This window comes from Nocardioides sp. Root140 (assembly GCF_001426745.1).
GTDB lineage: Bacteria > Actinomycetota > Actinomycetes > Propionibacteriales > Nocardioidaceae > Nocardioides.
In genome coordinates, this window is record NZ_LMFI01000003.1 from 164,682 (window position 1) to 184,042 (window position 19,361).

General features: G+C 68.5%; 21 protein-coding genes and 1 pseudogene. 7 read left to right on the forward strand and 15 right to left on the reverse strand.

Annotation, left to right across the window (positions count from 1 at the left end; all coding sequences use genetic code 11):
* Window positions 1–120: 120 nt before the first annotated feature.
* Together ASD30_RS09130 and ASD30_RS09135 are read left to right on the forward strand one after the other, a co-directional pair.
* On the forward strand, window positions 121–525 hold the full coding sequence (locus ASD30_RS09130; protein ID WP_056680366.1) for a DUF302 domain-containing protein: 405 nt from the start codon (window positions 121–123) through the stop codon (window positions 523–525).
* Window positions 525–791, forward strand: coding sequence for a metal-sensitive transcriptional regulator (locus tag ASD30_RS09135; protein ID WP_010833475.1), 267 nt, complete (start codon window positions 525–527; stop codon window positions 789–791). Before ASD30_RS09130 ends, ASD30_RS09135 begins: the two co-directional genes overlap by 1 nt.
* A 45-nt stretch (window positions 792–836) precedes the next feature.
* Here the strand turns inward: ASD30_RS09135 and ASD30_RS26470 are convergent, their stop codons facing one another.
* The 3 genes from ASD30_RS26470 to ASD30_RS09145 all read right to left on the reverse strand — a co-directional run bounded on the left by ASD30_RS26470 (window position 837) and on the right by ASD30_RS09145 (window position 3,156).
* Window positions 837–1,013 (reverse strand): hypothetical protein, encoded by a 177-nt coding sequence (locus ASD30_RS26470; protein ID WP_156388666.1) that lies wholly within the window; start codon window positions 1,011–1,013, stop codon window positions 837–839.
* Between the two features lie 330 nt (window positions 1,014–1,343).
* Window positions 1,344–2,153, reverse strand: coding sequence for a hypothetical protein (locus ASD30_RS09140; RefSeq protein ID WP_156393564.1), 810 nt, complete (start codon window positions 2,151–2,153; stop codon window positions 1,344–1,346).
* A 154-nt stretch (window positions 2,154–2,307) separates the two neighbouring features.
* Complete coding sequence (locus ASD30_RS09145) at window positions 2,308–3,156, reverse strand: alpha/beta fold hydrolase (protein ID WP_200950031.1); 849 nt, start codon at window positions 3,154–3,156, stop codon at window positions 2,308–2,310.
* 184 nt (window positions 3,157–3,340) lie between these two features.
* Here ASD30_RS09145 and ASD30_RS26475 point away from each other — a divergent pair, with 184 nt between their 5' ends.
* The gene (locus ASD30_RS26475; protein ID WP_056680374.1) at window positions 3,341–4,000 is read left to right on the forward strand and encodes a TetR/AcrR family transcriptional regulator; all 660 of its coding nucleotides are present in this window, start codon (window positions 3,341–3,343) and stop codon (window positions 3,998–4,000) included.
* Between the two features lie 183 nt (window positions 4,001–4,183).
* Here ASD30_RS26475 and ASD30_RS09155 read toward each other — a convergent pair whose 3' ends face one another.
* A complete protein-coding gene (locus ASD30_RS09155) occupies window positions 4,184–4,675 on the reverse strand; it encodes a GNAT family N-acetyltransferase (RefSeq protein ID WP_235530087.1) in 492 nt (163 codons plus the stop codon).
* A gap of 239 nt (window positions 4,676–4,914) precedes the next feature.
* Between ASD30_RS09155 and ASD30_RS09160 the strand changes: the two genes are divergently transcribed.
* Together ASD30_RS09160 and ASD30_RS09165 are read left to right on the forward strand one after the other, a co-directional pair.
* Window positions 4,915–5,334 (forward strand): MarR family winged helix-turn-helix transcriptional regulator, encoded by a 420-nt coding sequence (locus tag ASD30_RS09160; protein ID WP_162250934.1) that lies wholly within the window; start codon window positions 4,915–4,917, stop codon window positions 5,332–5,334.
* A complete protein-coding gene (locus ASD30_RS09165; protein WP_082563711.1) occupies window positions 5,334–6,161 on the forward strand; it encodes an alpha/beta fold hydrolase in 828 nt (275 codons plus the stop codon). Before ASD30_RS09160 ends, ASD30_RS09165 begins: the two co-directional genes overlap by 1 nt.
* A 161-nt stretch (window positions 6,162–6,322) precedes the next feature.
* On the opposite strand, the gene ASD30_RS09170 is transcribed toward ASD30_RS09165, so the two are convergent.
* The 7 genes from ASD30_RS09170 to ASD30_RS09200 are packed head-to-tail and all read right to left on the reverse strand — an operon-like array spanning window position 6,323 to window position 13,464.
* On the reverse strand, window positions 6,323–6,709 hold the full coding sequence (locus ASD30_RS09170; protein ID WP_056680383.1) for a nuclear transport factor 2 family protein: 387 nt from the start codon (window positions 6,707–6,709) through the stop codon (window positions 6,323–6,325).
* Window positions 6,706–7,494, reverse strand: coding sequence for an SDR family oxidoreductase (locus ASD30_RS09175; RefSeq protein ID WP_056680385.1), 789 nt, complete (start codon window positions 7,492–7,494; stop codon window positions 6,706–6,708). The genes ASD30_RS09170 and ASD30_RS09175 overlap by 4 nt, the downstream gene beginning before the upstream one ends.
* Window positions 7,487–9,259, reverse strand: coding sequence for an ABC transporter ATP-binding protein (locus ASD30_RS09180; RefSeq protein WP_056680388.1), 1,773 nt, complete (start codon window positions 9,257–9,259; stop codon window positions 7,487–7,489). The genes ASD30_RS09175 and ASD30_RS09180 overlap by 8 nt, the downstream gene beginning before the upstream one ends.
* The gene (locus ASD30_RS09185) at window positions 9,256–11,577 is read right to left on the reverse strand and encodes an ABC transporter ATP-binding protein (RefSeq protein WP_200950030.1); all 2,322 of its coding nucleotides are present in this window, start codon (window positions 11,575–11,577) and stop codon (window positions 9,256–9,258) included. The genes ASD30_RS09180 and ASD30_RS09185 overlap by 4 nt, the downstream gene beginning before the upstream one ends.
* Entirely contained in the window at window positions 11,574–12,182 is a 609-nt protein-coding gene (locus ASD30_RS09190) for a TetR/AcrR family transcriptional regulator (RefSeq protein WP_056680390.1), read from the reverse strand. Before ASD30_RS09190 ends, ASD30_RS09185 begins: the two co-directional genes overlap by 4 nt.
* Before the next feature lie 55 nt (window positions 12,183–12,237).
* Window positions 12,238–12,585, reverse strand: a complete 348-nt coding sequence (locus tag ASD30_RS09195) for a DUF1330 domain-containing protein (protein ID WP_056680393.1) — start codon at window positions 12,583–12,585, stop codon at window positions 12,238–12,240.
* A gap of 39 nt (window positions 12,586–12,624) precedes the next feature.
* Complete coding sequence (locus ASD30_RS09200; RefSeq protein WP_056680396.1) at window positions 12,625–13,464, reverse strand: dienelactone hydrolase family protein; 840 nt, start codon at window positions 13,462–13,464, stop codon at window positions 12,625–12,627.
* Between the two features lie 312 nt (window positions 13,465–13,776).
* On the opposite strand from ASD30_RS09200, the gene ASD30_RS27915 reads away from it, so the two are divergent.
* Complete coding sequence (locus tag ASD30_RS27915; protein WP_442938231.1) at window positions 13,777–14,517, forward strand: GlxA family transcriptional regulator; 741 nt, start codon at window positions 13,777–13,779, stop codon at window positions 14,515–14,517.
* Between the two features lie 69 nt (window positions 14,518–14,586).
* Here the strand turns inward: ASD30_RS27915 and ASD30_RS27920 are convergent.
* A pseudogene (locus ASD30_RS27920) lies at window positions 14,587–15,120 on the reverse strand (TIGR03086 family metal-binding protein); the annotation flags it as partial.
* A 148-nt stretch (window positions 15,121–15,268) separates the two neighbouring features.
* Window positions 15,269–15,688: a nuclear transport factor 2 family protein gene (locus ASD30_RS09215; RefSeq protein ID WP_082563712.1), complete on the reverse strand. Its 420-nt coding sequence runs from the start codon at window positions 15,686–15,688 to the stop codon at window positions 15,269–15,271.
* A 114-nt stretch (window positions 15,689–15,802) separates the two neighbouring features.
* On the opposite strand from ASD30_RS09215, the gene ASD30_RS09220 reads away from it, so the two are divergent.
* A complete protein-coding gene (locus tag ASD30_RS09220; protein WP_056680403.1) occupies window positions 15,803–16,609 on the forward strand; it encodes a helix-turn-helix domain-containing protein in 807 nt (268 codons plus the stop codon).
* Window positions 16,610–17,611: 1,002 nt separating this feature from the next.
* Here the strand turns inward: ASD30_RS09220 and ASD30_RS09225 are convergent.
* Together ASD30_RS09225 and ASD30_RS09230 are read right to left on the reverse strand one after the other, a co-directional pair.
* Entirely contained in the window at window positions 17,612–18,139 is a 528-nt protein-coding gene (locus ASD30_RS09225; protein ID WP_056680406.1) for a hypothetical protein, read from the reverse strand.
* Window positions 18,140–18,177: 38 nt separating this feature from the next.
* On the reverse strand, window positions 18,178–19,356 hold the full coding sequence (locus ASD30_RS09230) for a cytochrome P450 (protein WP_056680409.1): 1,179 nt from the start codon (window positions 19,354–19,356) through the stop codon (window positions 18,178–18,180).
* Window positions 19,357–19,361 lie beyond the last annotated feature (5 nt).

The window sequence follows — 19,361 nt, forward strand, 5'->3', positions numbered from 1 at the left end:
CCAAACGCAACCCCCGGGGGGGTTATGCCCAAACATTAACACATCCCCCAGGGGGGTTGTACAGTTGTGGGTGCAGCCCAGCCACGGACCTCGTGATCGGTACCCGAGAGGAAGAGACCCATGACGCAGTACACGCTCGAAACGACGGTGCGCCGCCCCTACGACGAGACCGTCGAGGCGGTGCGCGCTGAGCTCGCGACTGCGGGGTTCGGCATCCTCAGCGAGATCGACCTGAAGGCCACGCTGAAGGCCAAGCTCGACGTCGACGTCGCACCCCAGGTCATCCTGGGTGCCTGCCGCCCCCAGCTAGCGCACCAGGCATTACAGGCCGATCCCTCCATCGCCGCACTGCTGCCCTGCAACGTCGTCGTCCGCGCCCTCGACGACACCACCACGGTCGTCGAGGCCTTCGACCCCGACGCCATGATGTCCCTCGCCGGTCACGCCGGCGACACCCTCCGCACCGTCGCGACCGACGCACGACAGCGGCTGACCGCGGCCCTGGCCGCACTGGAGAAGAACTGATGGACCTCGAACCCACCGAGATCAAGGCGATCATCACCCGCATGAAGCGCGCCAACGGGCACCTTGCCAGCGTGATCCGGATGATGGAGGAAGGCTCTGACTGCGAGTCCGTCCTCACACAGTTGGCCGCCGTCAACAAGGCGCTCTCCCGCGCCGGCTACGCCATCGTCGCCACCGGCCTGCAGCAGTGCCTCACCGAGTCCGACGAGGGTCTTGACGACGTTGACGTCAAGAAGATGGAGAAGCTCTTTCTCGCCCTTGCCTGAGGCGGCCCCACCCGGCGCGCTGGGGTGCTATCGGGAGCGCATGTCCTAGTCGATCTTCTCGAGGCTCGGGGTGGACGCCGGGTCATCATTCTGCGAGTTGCCGTGGCGTCGGCGCCAAGCGACCGTCAGTGCCCCGAGCAGGATGACTGCGGGCAACAGCCAGTCCGGCGCCGCGGCGGCCCACGTCGCGACCGTCTGTTGGGCGGTGAACTCCAATTCCACGTGCGACGCCTTGCTGAGCCCTTCGCCAGGGCTTGCCCGCGACGACGCGGAGGCGCAACGAGGGCCCCGGCTAAGCCAGGGCCCTCGGTACCCGAACGGCGAGTTCGAGCTTTACGTGCACAAGTGACTATATGTCGTAGTACTGACTGACTGACCCATGCTGACCTGCGCAAACGTCGAGGATGTTCGACTACTTGTACCACGTTTGTAACGACCGTGGCCCTGACTGTCCGGTCAGGGCTCGTGAGCGAGGTCAGTTGGCGCGCGGCCACCCCGAAGTGCTCGCAGGCCGTCGAGGAGGCGATCAATGACTTAGCCACCGCCCTGCAGCTACCAGTCGGAGCCGCCAAGGTCCGTGGCCGGCCCGAGTTGAGTCCGCCGTCGCATTGCTCGAGTGAGAAGCTGTGCGGCCAGACGGGGGTCGTCGACTTCGAGCGACACTGCGGTGACTTCGCGGCTGCGGCGCCCGGTGAAGCTGCGCCACGGCGCGGGTTCGACCAAGTCGATGTCGAGGTTCGTGCCACCGCCTGAGCCGCCGAGCATGAGGCGGCCCTCGGAACCGAGCCCTCGCCGTCGCGGTGACACGTGCCCGATCCGGTCGAGCGGGACTCGTAAGGTCACGACAGTGGCGTTCCGCAGGACGAGCTCGTCGCCGGTGATCAGGTGAGGGTGCGTGCGTTGAGCGGCCCACCAGGCCAGGAGCCAGACCGCACCATAGGCAGAGAGTGCGAACGCCACCCATTGCAGCCAGGACCCGGCCCCCAGGCGGTGCCAGGGGAGGATGAGGTGGACGGCGAGCAGCTCGATTACGCACACCACCCCGATCATCAGGTAGACGCCACCTCGCCCGGCGGCGTAGGAGATCGTCACGTCCTCTGGGTTTTCGGTAGCGGTGCGGCTGCGGACCAGCAAACACAGCGCGCGAAGCTGACCGAGTTCGAGCAGCACCAGCGTGGCGATCGGGCCCGGCAGGATCGCGCGCACCGCAGCTGTGACCCGGTCGCCGCGGGACGTACGCGCCGCCCGCCACGCAACGGTCAAGATCACGGCGGCCAAGGCGGCCTCGACTGCGAGGAAGACGCCGACTGCGGCACCGAGACTGACCCGCCCGACAAACAGCAGCACCACTTCGGCGGCCACCACGGCGACGGCGGCGCCCCGCGCGAAGCGAGCCAAATGGTGATAACTCACATTGCTCTCCGGGTGACTTGGGACTTTACCGGGTCGTCCTTCGCGATCGTGGACCGGCCAGGAGTCGGCGATGGGGATCGCCCTGTGCCTCGAGGCTTGAGCGCTATGCAGAGTCGGCCAGCTCTCGAACGGCGTGTGCCACTTGCGGCCACAACGGCTCAGGCAGGTCGTGCCCGACCCCGGGCCACGTGATCATCCGTGCTCCGCTGATGCGGGCAGCGGTGGCGCGTCCGGCCGAAAGACGCAGGATCGGGTCCGCGTCCCCGTGCATCACGAGGGTCGGTTTGTTCAGCTTCGGCAGCCGCGGACCGTGCCACTGGGCACCGATCTGGCGACTTTGCGCCTTGCTGTCGCGGGGCCCGCTGTCTACCTCACGCTCGATCCACTCCCGCGCTGCGGCCTCGTCGAACGGGTATGCCGGGGAAGCCACTCCCCGCGCCACAGCAAGGCTCGCAGCGATGTCACCCTCGCGACCCTCGGGGAACTTCGTGCGGGCCAGTCGGGCGAGCAGTCCGAAGCGCAGATAGCGGGCCACCTTAACGCCGGACACGTCGCTGGGCAGCGCGGCAGAGGACACCACGCTCAGAACCCGGTCAGGATGGCGAAGAGCGACGCGTTGGGCGATGGCACCACCCAGGGAGTGACCGAAAACGTGCGCGGCCGACCAGCCGAGATCATCGAGGACGGCGACAGCGTCGTCGGTCATGTCCTCGGCGGTGTAGGCGTCCCCGCGCTTGCGAAACAGAGCGGTGACCGGGTTGGTGACACTGACATCCGGCATCCGGGTGGACTGGCCCGCGTCGCGCTGGTCGTAGCGCACCACTTGGAAGCCCTCCTCTGCGAAGCTCCGGCACAGCCCGGCCGGCCACCAGAACCGTGACGTTCCCAATCCCATGACCAGCAGCAACGGGTCCCCTTGGGACCCGACGAGCTGGTCCCAGGCGATCTCCACCTCTCCATTGCGGGCGTATCGCGTCCGGCTCCACTCAACAGCACCGACCATCAGAGCGCTCCCTTCATTCGCGAACGACGTTCGCGTCATTGGCCACGATAGAGTTTGCGTACGATGTTCGCAAAATTGGGGATCGGTCCGAGGAGGGGGTTGTGACGTGCCAGCAGAACGGGGGTCGAGTCGAATGGCGATAGGCGCTCGTCGTGGCCGGACTCCGTCGCGAAGCAGCCGCGAGATTGCCGAGGCTGCCATCGCCCTGGCCGACCGCGACGGGCTGTCCGCCGTCACCATGCGCGCAGTCGCGGGGGACATCGGCACCGGTGCTGCCTCGCTCTACCGCTACGTCAGCACCCGCAACGAGCTCATCGATCTCATGGTGGAGGAGGTCAACGGCGAGTTCGACCTCCAGGCCGCAGCCACCTGGTCGTGGGTGGATCACATGCTCGACCTGGCCCGACAGGCGCGGGGAATCTACCGCCGGCACCCCTGGATGCTTGAGGCGCTGGACACCACGCCGGCGCTCGGGGGGAACGGATACGCCTACCTCGACCACACGCTGGCGGTCCTGGCCCCCACCGGCGCCGATGGCCGCACGAAGCTGGAGGCAGTGGGCGTGTTCACCGGCCTGGTGCGGATGCTCTGCAAGCAAGAGCACGAACAGCGCCGCGCAGCCCGAGCGGAGGCCCGCGAGGACACCGCGCTTACCGTCCACCTGACGGCAATTGCGTCCACGGGGTCATACCCCCACTTGGCCGCAGCCCTGGCCGACAACGCTCCCACCGACGACCAGTTCGACCGCATCCTGCGGCGCGTGATCACCGGACTGCTCCTCATCGACGACTGAGCGCCGACGCCACCGAGTCCTCCTTCACCGTCCTCGTGGAACGCCGCAGCGACAGAGATGACCCCCTGGGAGTGCCTCGCTGCGTCGCCGAGGACCATGATTGCCGCACCTACGCCCATCGCGCCGTCTGCTGCTGACCCGATTCGCCCACTCCGCAAAAGATCGCCCGTAGCGCGACTCTGCTCATGGTTGACTCGTCGCGCGAAACTCCCCGGCGGGGGCCTCGAAATGAAGTAGCGAGTCCGCCGCGTCGTCGCCCCAGTCGATCGGCGTCTGTCCGGTCAGGCGCCAACCGAGCCGGCTGTAGAGGTTAATGGCTTTGGCGCAGTTGTCGGCGACGTCGAGGGTCAAGCGGGACCGGCGCCCGGCCGCCCAGTCGCTTGCATGGTTGATCAGGGCTCGACCCACACCGCTGCCTGCCGCGTCGGGCGACGCGAAGAGCCGTTCAAGCGTCAGTTCCGACCGCACCAGGTCTTTGCTGACGACACAGACGTGGCCTATGACTTCGTCGCGAAGCGTCGCCACCCAGGCGCCAGCGGCGTCCGGCGGCGTCAGCCAGACCCGAGGGTCGTCGGGCCATCGGATGGGATAGCGCTGCGTGCCATGCACCTGAGCGAGCAGCGCGACGCAGGTGTCGAGATCACAGGCCCGTCGCTCTCGGATCACGTACGTCACTGGTTCCCCCGAGCGGATGGACGCGGGGGAGTCCATCCGCATGCCGCGGGGCTCACGGTGCACCCGGAAGCGCGTGCACGCTGGGTGCCGCGGCTCGTGGTCGGTTCCTTGGAATGCGTCATGCCGCACACTCTGCACTCCGCGGGAGAGTTTGACAACAAGATTGCTATGTTGACATGCTAGTTGTCATGTCCGAGACCGGTGCAGAACTCTACGAAGTGTTTCGTCACATTCGGCCGGTGCATCAGCTCTCGGCTCGGGTGGTCGCCGCGGGGCTGGCGCACCGCGACGTGTCCATGCCGGTGAGGGCCGTCATCGAGCACGTCCATGACGCCGGGCCGCGGACAGTCCCACAGATTGCCCGCGCGCTGTGGATCACCCGCCAGGGCGTGCAGAGACTGGTCGACGAGGGCAAGGAGCTGGGCTACCTGGAGGCCCGGCCGAACCCGGAGCACAAGCGCTCGCACCTGATCGCTGCCACCGAGGCAGGCCGGGCGGTCTACGCGTCGCTGCACGACGAAGAGCTGACCCGGCTGGACCGGATCGCGGCCGGTCTGGACGCCGGTGACATCAATGCCTGTGTGCGGGTGCTGGCGCACTTGGTGCACGAGCTCGGCGCGCTGGACGCCCTGCTCACCCCGACGATGGAGGACCAGTGATGGAGCGGATCGACCTGCCCGGAGGGCACCTTGCCTACACAGAAGCCGGCTCCGGAGAGCTCGTGGTGCTGCTGCATGCCGGCTTCGTCGACCACACCATGTGGGAGCGCGAGATCACTCACCTCGCGAGACGATGCAGGGTCGTCGCTCCGGACGCGCGCACGCACGGCCTCTCTTCGACGGCCATCGCCCCGTTCCGGCACTGCGACGACGTGGCCGCGCTGATACGCCACTTCGACGCGGGACCGGCGATCCTGGTCGGGATCAGCATGGGCGCCAGCGCCGCGCTGGACACCGCCATCGAGCACCCCGACTGCGTACGGGGCGTCGTGATCAGCGGCGCCGGGACCGGCGAACTAACCTTTGAGGATCCCTGGTCACTGAAGATCCTCGGCCGCCTCGAGCGGGCCATCGCCGAGATGGACGCTGCAGCCTGGATCGAGGCGGAGCTGGACTTCGCGGCGGGACCACGGCGAAACCTCGGGGCCATGGACTCGGGCATTGTGGCCCGGCTGCGTGCGATGCACGAGCACTTCGCATCGACCCATGTGGTCGTCCCTGGTGTCACCCCGCCTACTCCGGTGGCCGAGTCCTGGTCCCGGCTCGTCGAGGTGACCGTTCCCGTGTTGGGCATTGTGGGGGAGGAGGACTCCGCCGACCACCACCGGATGACCCACAGCGCCGTCAACACGGTCCGGGACGGCCGCGGGGTCGCCACGATCGCAGGCGCCGGGCACTACCCCAACCTCGAGCGCCCCGAAGAGTGGGCGCGGATCGTCGACGGCTTCCTGGCCGACCTCGGCATTCCCAGCCCCGCCGCCGAGTAGGCGTAGCAGCTCTGGACAGTCCACCGCCCCGATCGAGCACGGCTGCCCGCCCCTCGCCACGCGTCGTGCTCGGCCCACCGGAGTCGGTCCGGCCGATGCCCTGAGGCGCTGCCGGGGAGCCACGCGACGCTGAACCGTGACTGGATTCGGGCGATCGCCGACTACTGCTCGACCTGCATGCGACGGACCAGACGACCCTCGAACTCGTACACGTGACGAACGTCTTCTCGCGCAAGGACGGAACCGCCCGGGTCGCGAGCAACGAGCCTGACCGCCACTTCGGTTCGGCCGTCGCCCCGTTGCCGGAACTGCACAGGCGTGAGGGACAGCCGGACCTCGTCCCACTGGCGAGTCCAGTAGTCGCGGACCGACTCCCGCCCCTCGAGCTGTCCGCCTTCCCAGCCGTTGGGCCACTGGACGTCGGCGGTCATGGCCGCGAGGACCCGATCGATCTCACGGGCGTTGAATGCCTCGTACAGCTCGCGGAGCTCTTGCGATCGGGTGGATGTCGACGGCGTGTCGTCACTGTCGGGCGCTGAGCGGGTCACAGTCCACCAGCTACCCGGATGCTGGCTCCGGTGACGTAGCTGGCCTCGGGGCCGAGCAGCCAGGCGATGGCTGGGGCGATCTCGTCGGGCTCCCCGGCTCGGCCCATCGGGATGCGTGCGGCAGCGCGCGCGGGACGGTCCGGATCGCCGGCATCGGCGTGGATCCTCGTGTGCACCGTGCCCGGCGCCACGGCGTTGACCCGGATTCCTTGGTCGGCGACCTCCTTGGCCAGGCCCACGGTCATGGCCTCGACCCCGGCCTTGGCTGCGGCGTAGTGGACGTAGTCGTGTGCCGAGCCCAGCGTGGCTGCGGCCGAGGAGACGTTGACGATCGCCCCGCCGTGCCCGCCGCGGGCGGTGGACATCGCCCGGACCGCCGCTCGTGCGCACAGCAGTGCGCCGACGAGGTTCACGTCGACGACCCGGCGCAGCACCTCGACGGGGGTGTCCGCCAGGTCGCCGAGGTGTGCGGTCAGTCCGGCGTTGTTCACCAGCCCCGTGACGGCACCCAGCTCCGCGGCAGCGGCGAACAGCTCGGCAACGTCGTCCTCGTCGGTGACGTCGCCGGCTACGGCAATGGCACGCACGCCGTGGACCTGTGCCGCCGAGACAGCCCTCGTGGCGGAGGCACGGTCGTCGCGGCAGCCGACGACCACGTCGTGCCCTGCGCGCGCCAGATGCGCGACGGTGGCGGCGCCGATCCCTCGCGCTCCGCCGGTGACGATCGTGAGCGGACGGACTGCCAGGGATCCCGGTCCCGCGGGTCGGGTTCGTGTGTCACTCATGGTCGTCGGTCCTGTTCTGGCTGGTGTCTGCACTCCAGGCCGCCCAGAGGGATGCGTAGGAGGTCGCGGTGGCGACGAGGTCGTCGTGGTGGCCGAGCTCGGTGATGCAGCCCTCCTCCATGACGGCGATGCGGTCAGCGTCCCGGGCTGTCTGGAGTCGGTGGGCGACGGCGATGATCGTGCGGCCCTGGATGGTGGCGGCGAGGGCTTCTTCGGTACGGCGAGCGGTCCTCGGGTCCAGCAGGGCGGTGGCCTCGTCGAGGACGAGGGTGTGGGGATTGGCGAGCAGGACGCGGGCGAGCGCGACGTGCTGGGCCTGGGCGCCGCCGAGCCGATGGGTGCCGAGATCGGTGTCCAGCCCGTCGGGTAGGTCCTCGAACCAGTCTGCGCCGAGGACGTCGAGTGCCTCGAGGAGCTCGTCGTCGGTGGCGTGAGGTGCCGCGATGGTGAGGTTGTCGCGCAGCGGGTCGGCGAACACGTGGTGCTCCTGGGTCACCAGGACGACGTGCTGGCGAAGCTGCTCGGGTCCGAGGTCGGCGACGTCCGCCCCGCCCACGGTGACCCGTCCTGATCGGGGACGGTCGATGCCGGCAATGAGGCGGCCCAGGGTGGTCTTGCCTGCTCCCGACGTTCCCACGACGGCGAGATGCTCGCCGGCTCGGACGTCGAGGTCGACACCGTGGAGGACGTCGGCCCCGTCGTAGGCGTAGCGGACGTCGGTGACGACGATGTCCTGGTTGGTGGGGACGACCGTGACGTCCTCGGCGCTGCGTCGTGCCGGTTCCGCTGACGAGGCGAGGCCCTCGATGCGGGCGAACGAGGCGGCGCTGCTCTGCAAGGTCTCCACCCAGACCAGGATCGTGTCGATCGGGGTGGTGAGCTGGCGCAGGTAGAGCACGACCGCGACGACGGTGCCGAGGCTGAGCTGGTGGTCGAGGTAGAGCAGTCCACCCACGCCGAACGCGGCGCCGACGGCAAGGGCGGTGGAGGCGTCGATGGTCGGGAAGAACACGCTCCGCAGCCGCAGGGTGCGCAGCTGCGCGGCGGTCGCGGCAGCGATCGCGGCCGAGCAGTCGGCAGCTCGCCGCTCCTGCAGGCCGAGCGCCTCCACCGTCCGGGCACCAGCGGCGGTGCCGGCCAGGACGTCGGCGACCTCGGCTTGCGCGGCGGCCTGGGCCAGGTAGGCCGACCGGGCGCGGCGCAGGTACCAGCGCAGGACGACGGGGATGGCGACGAGAGCGACCAGTCCGACGAGGCCCAGGACGGGGGAGAGCAGGACGACGGCGACGATGATGATCAGCGCCTGGGCCAGGGCGAACACCATCTCCGGGGCGGCGTCGCGCAGAGCGAACGAGACCAGTGCGGCGTCGGTGGTGGCCCGTGAGGTGAGGTCGCCGGCCCCCGCCCCTTCGACAGCTCGGGCAGGGATCCGCATGAGCCGGTCGGCCAGCTGCTCGCGCAGGCGGGCGGCGGTCCGTTCACCGAACCGGTAGCCCAGGCGGCGGGCCTGGTGCCCGATCAGGAGCTGCGCGGCCGCGGCGAGCACCACGAGGAGGCCCCAGCGGTCGATGGTCGCGACCTCGGCTCCGGCCTGCACCTCGTTGACGATCTGCCCGATCAGCCACGGCGCGACCAGGCCTGCGCCCGCCGCCGCGCAGTTGGTGAGCAGCACGACGATGAACGCTGCGTAGTCGGAGCGGATGAGTCGCCAGGCAGCACGGCGGACCTCACCGGACTCTGCCACCGGCAACGCCTGCGCGCTCATGCTGGGACCTCGGGGTCATGGGCGCCGGCAGGCGGTGCTCCGCGGTGGACCAGTGCGGCGTAGGCGGGGTTGGCCAGCAAGGCGGTGTGGCTGCCACTGGCCACCACCCGACCGTCAGCGAGCAGGTGCACCTCGTCGGCGCCTTGCAGCACGAGCGCGGACGTCGAGGTGACCAGCGTGGTCCGGCCGCGACGGTGGCGGGTGAGACGGTCGATGATGGTGGCTTCCGTGGCCGCGTCGAGCGCCGAGGTGGGGTCGACCGCCAGCAGGATGGTCGGGTCGGCGATCGTCGCCCGGGCGAGCCGGACGCGTTGGCGTTGACCACCCGAGAGGTTCCGTCCCCCCGAGTCGATCCCCGAACCCAGGCCGTCGGGGAGGCCCCGCACCACGTCGTCGGCGGCGGCGGTGTGCAGCGCGTCCAGCAGCGCGGCCGCACCGAGGTCGTCGACGTCGAGACGCCCGGCCACCACCTGGGCCAGGGACCCGGCGAAGAGGGCGGCATCGTTGTCGGCGACCAGCACCTGCTCGTGCAGCTGGGCAGGATCGAGCTCGGAGGTCGGCTGCCCGGCCCAGGTCGCACCTGGGCGGAAGCCGCCGAGTCGGTCGACCAGCGCCACGGCATCAGAGTGCTGGGCAGTGGCGACCGCGGCGAACGACCCCGGCGTGATCCGCAACCCGGTGGTCTCGTCGACCAGGTCTCCCCGTCCCCGGGGCACTGACGTGCCGGTGCTCTCGGGGCGCACGGCCAGGAAGTCGGTCACCCGCCGTGCGGCCACGAGAGCCTGGCTGAGATCGAGCGCGCCCTCGATGAAGGAGGCCACCGGCACCGCCAGCACCGCGGCGTAGCCGGCGACCGCGACCAGCTCGCCCACCGTGATGCTGCCCTCGACCGCGAGCCGAGCGGCCAGCCAGACCACCACGGCGGAGAACAGCGTCGGCAGGCCCAGACCGACTGCCTGGATCACGCTCGTGACGCGGCCGACCCGGTAGCCGTGGTGCAGCAGCCGCTGCGACTCCGCGCGGAAGCGGTCGGCGTACACCGCTTTGCCGCCCAACCCGTTCAGGACGCCCAGCCCCGCGACGATGTCCACGATCCGGCCCGTCACCCGACCCTGCTGCTCGCGGTACGGCGTACCGACCGTCCGGAGCCGGCCCGTCGCCGGGCCGACGACCAGGGCCAGGACCGGGACCCCTGCCAGCACGACCACAGCCAGTGGCACCGAGATCCGCAGCAGAAGCACCGCGATCACCGCGTAGGCGAGCACCGCGCCGACCCCCGGCCCGGTCGCGGTGAGGCTGCGCCCGATCGTCCACGCGTCCCCACCTCCGATGGCCACGACCTCTCCGGTGAGCGAGCGGCGCGTCATGGTGTCTCCCAGACGGATGCCATGGGCGTTCACCTCGGACACTGTCCGCAGCGCGGCGTCCATGCGCACCCGGGTCATGGTGCGATGCCGCCAGATGCTCAGGCCCGCCAGGACGCCCCCGACCAGGAGCAGGACAGCCGTCCACCCCAGCACGACGTTCCGCTGGCCGTCGGCAAGGCTGTCGATCGCACGCGAGATCACGTACGGCGGCAGCGCGAGCCCCACCATCCAAGCACTGCCGAGCACCGCTCCCAGCGTCACCCGGCCGCTCTGCCGTGACACGAGCCAGGCCAGGTACGACCACGGGCCACGGGTGTAGGGGCGCGAAGGCGACGCGGTGCTCTGGCGCATGTGTCGGCGTCCCCAGGCCTTGCCCGTCTGGACGACGACGGCCAGCATCACGGCGAGAAGCGCGGCAGAGGCCGCCGGGACGAGGTCCAGGGGCAGCGTGTAGCTCATCACGACCCTGGCCGCAGCGTCGATGAGGAAGGCCAGTCCGAAGCCCCAGGTCATCCCTCGCATCGCTCTGCGGAAGGTCTCGCTCGTCTCCCAGGACCGGTGCCAGTCCTCGGCCGCCGCCGGTGGCATGAAACCGACGGTTGCGGTGAAGACGAGCGGTCGTGCCCGCAGCAGGGACAGCAGGATCCAGCCTCCGACGAAGCCGGTCAGGTAGCTCTCGCGGGCCATCAGCAGCCGTGAGTCGGCGGTCATGAGACCGATCGCAGTCCCCGCGGTGATGAGCCCGAGGGTGAAGAGGCTCGCTCCGGGGACGCTCCGGCGGAGCACCAGGCTGACGCCCAGGCGGAGCACCGGCAGCGCGGCCCCGACGAGTAGTGCTGTCCAGACGGATGCGCCCAGTGCGCGGAGCACGTAGTAGGACGAGAGAGGAATGACGAGGTCGATGAGGAGGAAACCCGTGAAGGTGGCCGGACCGCTTCTCGGCGTCTTCATGGTGTCTCCGTGGCCTGCAGCGCTCGTCGAACGATGAGGACGAGGTGCTCGGCATGGCCTCGTGGATCAGCCGTCGGATCGACGGCGGCGCGGGCAGCTGCGGCGTCGATCGAGGCCCGGATCGTCATGGCAAGCACCCTGGCGTCCACCTCCGTGACCTCACCGGTCGCCTGCCCTCGCTCGATCAGCTTCCGCAGTTGAGCGCTCAAGGGATCCTCTTCTGCTGGGACTCCGCCGTGGGGTCGTATGTTCGCCGCCACCTCCATGACCGCGCGAACGTGCCTCGGATGGTCGGCGACGAAGGCGAGGTTGCTCCTGATGTAGGTCGCGAGCTCGCCGATGACCGAGTCGCTGTCTCCCGTCGCCTCGGTGATCTGTTGTCCCGCGTCGCGGTAGAGGGAGGTCACCACCTCGCCCAACAGGTCCTCCTTGGTCCGGAAGTGGTAGGTCACCACGCCCTTGCTGACGCCGGCGCGGCGCGCAACCTCGGCGACCGATGTTCCTGCGAAACCCCGCTCGACGAGGGCGTCGACCGCGCAGTCGACCAGCTGGGCCTTCCGGGCCTGGCCGCCGGGCGACGGGGTGGACGCAGGGTTCGTACGCACGTACGAAGATTAGCACGATCGTACGACTCCGCGATACGGCTCTGGTGTCAGGGCTTCAGTGCGATGCCGGCACCTCTCGGATGGCCTGCGCGGTGGCACTCGGGTCGTAGTCCTGGGGGACCCCGCCGACGAGGATGATGTCGCCCTCGATGTGCCGCGAACGAAGAGGTGCGATCTCCCGGTAGGCGGGTGAGTCCCACCATTCCCTGGCCTCGTCGATCCCCGGAAAGCCGATCACCACGACGTGTCCGGCCCATGCACCCTCCTTCACCTCCGGTGGCGTGCCGTGCACGAGGAAGCGACCCCCGAAGGGCTCGAACGTGCCGGCGATCCGCTCTATGTACTCGGCGACATCCGGGTGCGGCTCGGCGTCGCGCAGGTGGGCGATGGCGTAGGCGGTCATAGGAGGTTCCTATCTGGTGAGGGGTCGGTTCGGCGAGCGTCAGTCGCGTGGCGAGGTGGCGTGGCCGTGAAGCCTGTGGACAAGGAAGTCGAGGATCTCGTCGCGTGCGATGGCGGTCGGTTCGCCCTCGCGATCGATGAGGTGAACAGTGACGACGCTGTGGGGATAGGCGACGTGAGCGGCGAAGAACGGCGGTGCATCGGGATTCGCGGCAGTGTCGGGGAGCTCGCGGCTGACGAAGGAGTCACCCAGGGCTTGCGCGTAGGCATCGAAGCGTGCCTTGGTGCAGACCTTGTCGCCCTCGAATCGGTAGGCCAGGACGGTGAGACCGTCGCGGTCGAGACGTTCCTTCACGGCGGCGAGTTCGGCGTCACTGATCTCCAAGGCGGCAGGCTCATCGACCGGCAGGGCCGGCTGGCAGGCGATCGGGGCTACGACGGCGCTCTCGAGCATCATGGTGATGGCGAAGTTGCCGGTGAAGCACATCCCGATTGCGCCCACACCCGTTCCTCCGCACTCCTGGTGCGCCAGGCGAGCGAGGGCCATCAACCATGTCGTGATGGGGCTCGACTCGCCGCCGCCGAGTGCGCGGAACTCCCTCGCGACGCACAGACGACGAAACACCTGTGCCCCGCTCTCGGCGTCGCCGAGGGCGCCGTCGGTGCCGAAGAGGGAAGGCAGGTAGACCGTCATACCGCTGTCGCGGACCCATCGGGCGAACCGAGCGACGTGGGGGCTGATGCCGGGCATCTCGTGCATCACGATCACGCCGGGACCGTCGCCGCTGACATACACGCGACGCGTTTCACCAAGGAGCGAGATGGACCGAATCGTGAAGTCGGCGAGGTCGTCGTCTCGGGTCACGTCGTGATTCGTCATGGAGATCCCTCTGGCATGGGTCGTCGCGGAGTGCGGGTGATCTGGTGATTACGATGGGTCAACGATGAAGTCCTGGGGAGAGCGAGACCGGCCACGATTCGGGCGGTTCGAGACATGACCTCGGTGCGCGTCCTAGATCTCGAGGGAGCGATGGCCACCTCCGTGGCCATCACGGTTGATGTCCTCGACACCGCGAACCGGTTGGCCCACCGATCGGGACAGGCCGATCAATTCGACGTCCAGCGCGGGGTCGGTCTCGACCATGAAGACGCCACGGATCAGGTCGATCTCGTGGTCGTCCCTGGCCTCGGGATGAGAAACACGCAAGAGGTTCGCAGCCGACTCGCAGCGCCCGACGCAAGAGCGGGGGCGCACTACCTGAACGCCGCCGCCGCAGCGGGTAGCGAGATCGCAGCCTCGTGCGCCGGAGTGTTCCTCCTCGCCGAAGCAGGCATCCTCGATCAGCGACGTGCGACTACCACCTGGTGGCCGGCGCCGCTGTTCGCCCGCAGGTACCCCGCAGTTCGGTTGACGCCTGCCGATCTCGTCGTCACCGACGGCCCGGTGACAACCGCAGGGGCAGCCTTGGCGCACCTGGACCTGATGCTGACGCTCGTAGGGCGTCACGGTGGTGAGGCGCTTGCCCGGGAGTGCGCCAGGTACCTCGCGGTGGACCGTCGTCAGTCGCAGTCTCCTTACGTGATGCCCGAGACGATCGAGGGCGCCGACAGCGATGTCGCAATCGCGCGGTCGTGGGCGCTCCAGCACCTGGACGCACGCATAGGAGTGAAGGACTTGGCCGCTGCTGCACACCTCAGTCCGCGCACCTTCACCCGCCGAGTCAGCGAAGCCACGGGTATGCCACCTGCTCGCTTCCTGCGACGCCTGCGTGTCGAGCGAGCTGTCGAGCTTCTGCACAACACCGACCTCGCCGTCACCGGAATCGCCCACGCAGTCGGGTTCGGCGACCCAACGGCTCTTCGACGTGCCATGAGCCAAGAACTCGGCATGAGCCCCCGGACAGTCCGCGGACAGCGCACGCCCGCCCACTGAACGACATCTGCCATCGGCGCGGCCGTTCGAGTGATCGCAGATGTTCGGCTTTGGCCGTCGCCCGAACGAGTCGAGCAGCCGAGTCTGTGGCGACGCGTCAGCAGGCAGCGTTCCGCTCGGACCGGCGCCATACGCTCCGAAGGCAAGCATCTCGTCCAGGTGCGGCTCGACCGTCTTCAGCACGCCGACAACAACCTGCGCATCAAGGGTGTCGTCGAGATTCGCGGCACGCAGGAGGTCCCACGCGTGGACCACCAGGTCGACGAGACGGAATCGCACGTAGGCAGCGACGGGAACGTCGCCGTTCGGGCCCGCGACCTGTTGCCCGGGCGATGTCGCGAAGAACGCCTGTGCCTGGCGCAGTGTGGACTCACGCACGTCGGCGACTGGATCATCTCCGACCTGGGCACCAGCGAGCATGGTCTGGGCCTCGTCGCGGTCAACGCCTGCGAGCAGCAGTGCGGTGAAGCGGTTCCCCACCACCACGTGCTCAATCAACTCGCGTACCGAGATTCCCGACGACGTCGGCTCTTCAGATGAGTCCGGGGGCAGTTGGCGGACAGCCCGTTCGAACTCTGCCGACGCTGCGCTGATCAACTCCACGTGGGCTCGAACGTGCTGGTGATCCGCTCCATGTACTCGGCCACCTCTGGGTGCGGATCGGCGTCGTGCAGGTGGGCGATGGCGTCGTCAGTCATGCGAAGCTCCGGTCTGTCGAGGAAGTCGGTACGGGAGGGCGCCGGTAGGGCGGTCACTGCGGGATCCGGTCCAGGAAGCCACGCACGTCGAGGATGCGCCCTTCCTGGTCGAGGACCATAACGTCGAAGCCGATCACGACGGGTTCGGTTCCGGCGGGACCGAGCCCCCACTGGAACCTGAGCTGGTCGTGGTGCGAGTCGATGTCGCCGACGAGCGAGAACACCCATCCCGGGAACTGCTCGTGGACGCCGGACACCACCGCCCGGAGGCCGTCGTGACCCTGCACGGCCGCCAAGGGATCCACATAGGTCACCGCGGGGGACCAGTGCTGCCCGAGCAACCGCCGTTGCTCCTGCTCCTCGGTCGCGTTCCACGTAGCCAGGTAGGCCCGCACGACCTCCTGGACGTTCCTGGTGTTCGTCACGCTGTCGGTCGTGGTGCCCGTAGCGGTGGTGTTGCTGGCGGTCTTCATGGTTTCCCTCTCGTCTGGATGCGTTTGAGGTGCAGCCTGACGGGAGTCCGTGCATCGTGGCGATTACCTCCGACGTCATGGTCGAGGCGAGAGCCGCCACTAGGGTCTGTGTCCATGTCTCCAGTGACGACGCGCGAGCACACGGTCGGCGACCTCCTCCGGGAGTGGCGCGGACGGCGCCGGCTGAGCCAGCTGGAGCTCTCGAACCTGGCGTCGGTCAGCACCCGGCACCTCAGCTTCGTGGAGAACGGGCGGTCCGCACCGACGCGCGGCATGGTCGCTACGCTCGCCGACCACCTCGAGGTCCCGTTGCGCGCCAAGAACCAGCTCTTCCTCGCGGCCGGCTTCGCGCCGCCTCACGCCGAGCGGGGCATCGACGACCAAGACCTCGCTCCCGTGTTGGACGGGCTGCGTCGGCTTCTCGACGCCCACCTACCCTGGCCGGCACTGCTGCTCGACGACCACTGGGACGTCGTGGACAGCAATGCGGCGGTGGACGCCCTGCTGGTCGGGTGTGCGCCCGAGCTCCTAGAGCCGCCCGTCAACGCCATCCGCATCACCCTGGACCCGCGCGGTCTCGCTCCTCGCATCCGCAATCTTGGCGAATGGGGCGGCCACCTGGTCGGCCAGCTCCGTCATCGCGCGGAGCAGACACGGGACCCGCGGCTCGGCGCCCTGCTGACCGAGGCCGAATCGTGGCTCGGTGCCGTCCGACCCGAGTCGGTCAGGCCGGGTCCGGTCGTCACCATGGAGATCGACCAGGGTGAGCACGTGCTGCGGCTCTTCAGCGTCTCGGCGCGCTTGGAGATGGCCACCGACCTCACGCTCGACGGCCTCCACCTCGAAACCTTCGTCCCCGCTGACGCCGCCACGGCTGACCGCTTCTCTTCTTCGACGACGGCTCCTCAGCCTGATTGCTAGGAGCCGCGCCACCTGTTCGGTACTTCTGGACTGGGGTCGGGTTTGGCCTAGCTGAGTGACGGTTCGCTCTCCTGGCGTCGGCGCACCGGTCGAAGTCTCGTGAGGAGGCCGCGCTCGACGGGCATGTGTGGGTGACGCACTCCCGGAGTCAGGGGACCCAACCTCCGAATACGTGGTCCTGGATCTCGAGCATCCGTAGATCCGGCGGGCTCAACCGGTGGAAGCAACACCAGTCTGTTGGAGTGAACGTAGTTGCTCATCGAAGGCCTCTGCTGGCTCTTCGCCATCCGAGGGTCTTGCGGCGGCGTCCGTTCAGGGTTGCGGGTGCGCGAGTGAGGAGTTTTCGAACCGCATGAACGGGCACTTCGGCAACGGCGGCCGGGGAGTGGCACCTGTCTGCGAAGGTCGATGTCGCCACGTCGAAAGCTGAGATGCAACGAGGGCCCCGGGTAACCGGAGCCCTCGTTCTCGAACGGTGAGTTCGAGCTTTACGTGCACAAGTGACTATATGTCGTAGTACTGACTGACTGACCCATGCTGACCTGCGCAAACGTCGAGGACTTTCGACAATTTGTACCACGCTTGTAACGGATGCGGGTCTGCTAGGGAGTCGGGGTCATCGCTCCGGGCCGTCGAGCTCCGTGCCCTGTGTCGGATCTTCCTGGCGGGCGGGGGAGTGGACGCAGTCGATGCGCCCGCCCATGGCAGCCATGAGCGAGCGACCGACGGGCGCGAGATTCTCACGGCATGGCCGATCGGGACGACCTGCCCGCCGTCCTTGGGGAGGGCGAATACTTGGTCGCCAACGACTACAGGATGGGCGGGTTCTGGGGAGTTCTCATCGCTCCTTCTGAGGAAGCCATCCGCGCGAAGACCCCGAACTCATCATCGCCAAGACCCGACCGAAGTGGATGGACGAGGCCGCGCTAGAAGCAAAGCTGAGAGACGCCGTTGTGGTTGGACGACCACCCGCCGCAGGCTCTGCTTCTGGGCGCTGGTGCCTCAACCGGTGATCATGGCTTTGACCTTACCGAGCACGGTTCGCGGCCGAGGCGTGCGAGCGGTGCTTTGCTCCACGATGTTGCGTCGTCGCGCTTCCAATTCGAGACGGTGGCCGACTCGAACTGCTGGTTCATCGAAGGCACTGGCCAGCCCGGCGGCGACGGCCATGGCGGCCCAGTCGTTGTGCGCGGTCGCGCGGACGGCATGAGCAACTTCTTCGGTGGGAGGGTGGTCCGCGAGGTCGTCGATGACCTTCCGCACGCCCGAGTAGATCCGGGTGGCGTGCCGCCAGGCTTCGATGACGGCCTCCCTGCGGTCTTCAGGGTCGTCGACGAGGCTGCGTTCTAGTGATGCCACGAGGCGGGTGTGCCAGCGGAGCAGCAGCGCGTTCGCGAGATCCTCGATGTTGTTGAAGTAGGTGTCGGTGCCTTCGATGTTGGTGGGGATTTGCCCGTCGTTTCGGGCGAGGATCTCCTCGATCAGATTGTGGAGGACTGTTGCGCGGCTCGGCTTCGGTCGGTCCTTCACGGGTACTCCTTCGTGGGACTGGATGGTGTGTGGCTGACCTACTGAATGGGTAGAGATGCGAACCCGCGGATCGGGCCTGAGCGGAGTCGGACCGCGGAGTCGATGTCGACATCCCAGTCACGGCGGCGGGTGAGGAGTGCTCGCAGAGCGATACGTGCTTCGAGGCGGGCTAGGGATGCGCCGAGGCAGAAGTGGATGCCGCGCCCGAACGCGACCTGTCGTTCGGGGCGACGGTTGATGTCGAAGTGGTCGGCGTCGGGGAACGCGTGGTCGTCGCGGTTGGCTGAGCCGAAGAGCAGCAGCACGGTGTCGCCGGCTGCCATGGCCTGCCCGTGCAGATCGACCTGTCGGGTCAGGGTGCGTGCCAGGCCCTGGACCGGTGAGTCGTAGCGGAGCAGCTCTTCGACGGCTGCTGGCACGAGTTCGGGGTCGTCGGCGAGAGCGCGTCGGTCCTCAGGGTGCTGGGCGAGGATGACAGCGCTGTTGGACAGGAGGTTGGTCGTCGTTTCGTGCCCGGCGACGAGCAGCAGCAGGCAGAAGCCGAGAAGTTCTTCCTCGGTGAGGTGCTCGCCGTCCACTTCGGCTTGGACGAGCGCTGTCATGAGGTCGTCTTGGGGGTGCGCGCGTCGGTCGGCCAGGAATGCGGAGAAGTACTCGTAGAGGGCTGCAGCGGCGTCCAGCCCGGCGCCGAACTCGCCTCGCACGGGGTTGGACTGGATCAGGGTGGTGGACCAGGTCCGAAAGCGGTCGCGGTCTTCACGCGGCACGCCGAGCATGTCGGCGATCACGATCGCGGGCAGAGGTCCGGAGAATTCGGAGACGAAGTCCCACGGGCCGGTCTCGGGGGATTGGTCGAGGAGGTCGTCGACGATGGTGTGGATGTGTGTCTCGAGCCCGGCGATGCGGCGGGGGGTGAAGGCCTTGCTGACGAGGTGACGCAGTTGGGTGTGCCGGGGTGGGTCGCTCATGATGAGCATGGGCAGGAACAGGTCGGTCATGTCCACCCCGGGCGGGGTGGGGAAGATCCCGGACGCCGAGGAGTACGTCGCCGGATCGGCGAGGGCGGCGGAGACGTCGTCGTAGCGGCTGAGGACCCAACAGCTCGCCTGCGAGGACCAGTACACGGGAGCGTGGTCGCGCAGCTCGCGGTAGACGGGGTACGGGTCCGCCATGACTTCCGGGTCGAACGGGCTGTAGGTCAGCTGCTGGTTGCTCATCGCAT